We start from the raw sequence: 4,086 nt of genomic DNA, 5'->3' as shown, positions 1-4,086 counted from the left end.
TCCCGGCGATGGCTTCCCAGATCACCGACATCCGCCGCCGCGCCGAGGGCTACGGCCGCGACCCGGAGTCGGTCACGTGCCTCATCGCGGGCACGTTCATCGTCGCCGAGACCGCGGAGGGCGCGCGCGATATCCAGCGACGGGTCACCGAGGCGCGCTCGCTCGACGACGCCGCGGCCGCGTACGCGTTCTACACCGGGCTGGATCTGTCCGGCATGAACCCCGACCGGCCGCTCGACCCCGCTGCGGTGTCGAGCTCGCAGACCGGACGCACGAACATCGAGCGCTTCACCGGTCCGGATGCGCCGACGGTGCGCGAGATCCTGGAGGAGTTCCAGCGCAACTCCGTCATGGGCACGCCGTTCGTCGGCACCCCGGCGGAGGTCGTCGACGCGGCCGAGCGCGCCATCGCGGACACCGGCGCCGACGGGTTCCTCGTGCAGCCCGACCACACCGGCACCTTCGACTCCTTCCTCGACCTCGTCATGCCCGAACTGCGCACCCGCGGACTCGTCGCCGCCGAGAACCCCAAGGTGACCCTGCGAGAGCGGCTGCTCGGTGCGGGGCCGCGTCTGGCCGACACCCATCCGGGGGCGGCGCATCGACGGGTGGCGGTGCACGCATGACCGACGCGAAGACCCTGCACTTCGGCGTGTTTGAAGTGACCGCACCGCAGGTGGGCGGCACGTTCAGCTGGGCGCACCCGCGCAGCCGCAGCGCCGATTTCCTCGATCCGCAGCACTGGATCCACATCGCCCGGGTCCTGGAGGACGCAGGCTTCGACTTCCTCTTCTTCGCGGGCGGCTACGGGTATCCGCTCGTCGACGCCGATCTGCCGGAGATCGCGGCCACCAAGGGCATCAACTTCTCCGCCATCGACCCCGACTACCTGCTTCCGCTGCTCGCCCAGCACACCGACACCCTGGGGTTCGTGGTGACCATGTCGACCGGGCTGGAGCATCCCGCACAGCTGGCGCGACGCTTCGCGACCCTCGACCACCTCACCGGCGGACGGGTCGGATGGAACATCGTCACCGGCGCCTCCCAGAACGCCGTCGCGGACGTGTTCGGGCAGGACGAGATCGTGCCCCACGACACGCGCTACGCCATGGCATCCGAGTACGTGGAGCTCGCCGCGCGCCTGTGGGAGCAGGGGTGGGATGACGACGCCCGCGTCGCGGATCGCGACGCCGGCGTGTATGCGCGGCGCGAGGGCGTGCATCCGGTCGTCTTCGAGGGCGAGCACTACCGCTCGCGCGGCTACTTCGGCGCCCCGCCCTCGCCGCAGCGCACGCCGGTGCTGTTCCAGGCCGGCACCTCGCCCGCCGGGCGCGCCTTCGCCGCGCGCAACGCCGAGTGCGTGTTCGTGCAGGCCACCACGCCGCCGCGTACCGCTGCCGCCGTGGCCGACATCCGGCGCCTGGCCGCCGAGCGCGGGCGCGACCCGCGCGGCGTGAAGCTCATGGCCGGGCTCACCGTCTTCGTCGGCGAGACCGAGGCCGACGCGAAGCGCTACGAGTCCGAGTTCGATGCGATGCAGACCGACGAGATCGTCGCATCCCTCTACGCCGGCAACACCGGCATCGACCTGCTCGCCCTCGACCCCGACAAGACCCTTCACCAGGTGCTCGAGCAGGGCGGCCCGGTCGGGCAGATGGGCACGAGCAACATCGAGCGCTTCCTCGGCGAGAACGCCCCGACCGTGCGGGAGATCCTCGACCAGCTGCGCGGACGCGGCACGCGCGGGTTCCGCGTCGTGGGAGACCCGGTGCAGGTCGCCGACGCGATCGAGCACCTCGCTGCCGAGACCGATCTCGACGGGTTCCTCCTCGAGCCGGTGTTCGAGCCGGCCGACCTCGAGGACTTCGGCCGCCTCGTCATGCCGATCCTCCGCGAGCGCGGCCGGCTGCGCGCAGGCACACCGGGGAACACGTTGCGCTCCCGCGTGACCGAGCGCCCGGGCCACGACCGCCTCGGCGACGCGCATCCGGTGCTGGCGGACTGAGTCCCGAGCCGGCGACGGCACGGCCGCATCCGAACCGGCCCTTTCCCACCGAACGGCCCCGTTTCGTCGCGGCGGAAAGGGGTGGCTCGGCGAAAAGGGGGTGGCTCGGTGGGAAGGGCTGCGTCGCGGAGTCGCCCCTGCGCGCCCACTGCCCACGCGCCCACTGTGCCGCGAGCACATATGCCGGACGAAGGCATGGGGTGGCAGCACGTTCCGCGGGGTGGCGAGGCTGGGTAGATTCGTCGGATGCCCTATACCCGCGTCGACGATGTCTCGATCTACTTCGAGACCGAGGGGAATCCGGCGGATCCGGCGATCGTACTCATCTCCGGGGGCGGCGCGCAGCTGATCAGCTGGGACGACCGGCTCGTCGAACTGCTCGTGGCGGAGGGCTTTCACGTCGTGCGCATGGACAACCGCGACACCGGACTGTCGCAGCGCTTCGGCGGCGACGAAGAGATCGACGGCGGCTACGACCTCTCCGACATGGCGGACGACGTGGTGCGCGTGCTGGATGAGCTCGACATCACCGCCGCGCACCTCGTCGGGCACTCGATGGGCGGGATGATGGCCCAGACCGCGGCGATCGAGCATCCCGAGCGCGTGCTGAGCCTGGGGGCGGATGCGCCCGCGCAGCATGTGCCGCGCTGAGGCCGTCAGGCCCATCCGACCTCGGCCGTCGCCAGCACCGCGTCGTCGGGATCGAGGGCGGTCACGATCGTGCGGCCGACGTGCAGGTGCACGATCACCTGGGGACCGACGCGCGTGGAGATCACCCGCGCGGTCACGTCCCGCGCGCCGCCGCCGAACTGCACCAGGACCGGGTCCTGGTCGTTGGCGAGGGCGACGAGCTCGTCGCGGGCCTCGAGCACGCGCATCCGCACGCCCTCGGGATCGACCGCGTCGAGGATCTGGATCTGCGCGGCCATCACGTCGCCGGTGTGCGAGGTGCGGAAGCCGCCGTGCCCGCGCGCCATGCGCGCCGCGTTGGAGGCGGCGGCCACCACGCTCGGCTCCTCGGTGGCCATCGGCACGAGCCGGTCGACCCCGTCGATGTGGAAGTTCGTGGCGACACCCACCGGGATCGCCATGGTCCCCACGACGTTCTCGATCATGTGATCGGCCTGTTCGAGGGTGAGGCCACCGCCGATGCCGAGGGGATCCAGCGCGTCGGCCGGCAGCCCCGCTCCCTCCACGACCCGCCGTCGGCGCTCCTCTGGCGTGTGGTCGCGCAGGCCCTGCAGACGGCTGTTGATCGGCATCGATCCTCCCGGAACATCGCAGACCCACGAAGGGGCAGGTACCTGCCGAAACTACGTCTGCGGGCAGCCGCCGGCCATGGAGGAACCGCCCATGATGCGGCCACCGGAGTGGGGCGTGCATCTACCGACGCGCGCCCGGAGCGTTTCGCGTGCGGGGGGATCTCGGCGAATCAGCCGGCGAGGAACTCGCGCGCGGCGGCGCGGAAATCCCGCGAGCCCGGCGCGTTGAAGTGATGACGGTTCGGGATCTCGACGAACCGGCCCTGCGGGCACGCGGCGGCGAGCGCCTTCGAGCCCTCGAGGATGGCGTCGCGGGAGCCGGTCGCGATCAGCACGGGCTGGGTGGGCGCCGCCGTCGGGTCCGGGTCGGCGGCGCCCGAGGCGCGCAGCCCCTCGGCGATCGCGAGCAGAGCCTCGAGGTCGTTGCCGCCGACCCGTTCGATCAGGCCGATGTACTGCTGCGTGCGCTCATCCGTCACCGCTGCGCCCTCGCGCACGTAGGCCCGCGCCTGATCGAGGTCGAGCTTGCTCAGCGGCACCCCGTCGGGAACGCCGCCCAGCACCACCCGCTCGATCCGCCCCGGAAGATCCCGAGCGACCTCCCAGCCGACACGAGCGCCGAGGGAGTAGCCGACGTACGCGACGGTGTCGACGAGGTAGGTGTCGAGGACCGTCTCGACGTCGCGGGCGAGGGCCGCGAGCGCATACTCACGCGACTCGTGGGGCTTGTCGCTGGCCCCGTGGCCGCGCTGGTCGAGGGCGAGAACGCGGAATCCGTCGCTGGTGAGGTCGCGCACCCAGCCGGTGTTCACCCAGTTG

The 4,086-nt window shown here is 71.7% G+C and carries 4 protein-coding genes and 1 pseudogene; 3 read left to right on the top strand and 2 right to left on the bottom strand.

All coding sequences use genetic code 11. From position 1 onward, the window contains the following. The 3 genes and pseudogenes from B3S45_RS09740 to B3S45_RS09730 all read left to right on the top strand — a co-directional run. Nucleotides 1-626 (top strand): annotated as a pseudogene (locus B3S45_RS09740) (LLM class flavin-dependent oxidoreductase); the annotation flags it as partial. Further along, nucleotides 623-2,005: an NtaA/DmoA family FMN-dependent monooxygenase gene (locus B3S45_RS09735; protein ID WP_286720187.1), complete on the top strand. Its 1,383-nt coding sequence runs from the start codon at nt 623-625 to the stop codon at nt 2,003-2,005. The pseudogene B3S45_RS09740 and the gene B3S45_RS09735, both read left to right, overlap by 4 nt. Nucleotides 2,006-2,251: 246 nt before the next feature. Next, nucleotides 2,252-2,656 (top strand): alpha/beta fold hydrolase, encoded by a 405-nt coding sequence (locus B3S45_RS09730; protein ID WP_286720184.1) that lies wholly within the window; start codon nt 2,252-2,254, stop codon nt 2,654-2,656. A gap of 5 nt (nt 2,657-2,661) precedes the next feature. Here the strand turns inward: B3S45_RS09730 and B3S45_RS09725 are convergent, their stop codons facing one another. Both B3S45_RS09725 and B3S45_RS09720 read right to left on the bottom strand, forming a co-directional pair. Next, complete coding sequence (locus B3S45_RS09725; protein WP_286720183.1) at nt 2,662-3,267, bottom strand: hypothetical protein; 606 nt, start codon at nt 3,265-3,267, stop codon at nt 2,662-2,664. Between the two features lie 170 nt (nt 3,268-3,437). After that, on the bottom strand, nt 3,438-4,086 hold a 649-nt coding region (locus tag B3S45_RS09720; protein ID WP_286720180.1), incomplete at its 5' end, for an alpha/beta fold hydrolase.

The organism is Microbacterium sp. UBA1612, from assembly GCF_002321605.1.
Lineage (GTDB): Bacteria > Actinomycetota > Actinomycetes > Actinomycetales > Microbacteriaceae > Microbacterium > Microbacterium luteum.
The sequence above is the reverse complement of the archived record's forward strand: the minus strand, read 5'-3'. Positions and strand labels throughout refer to the sequence as shown.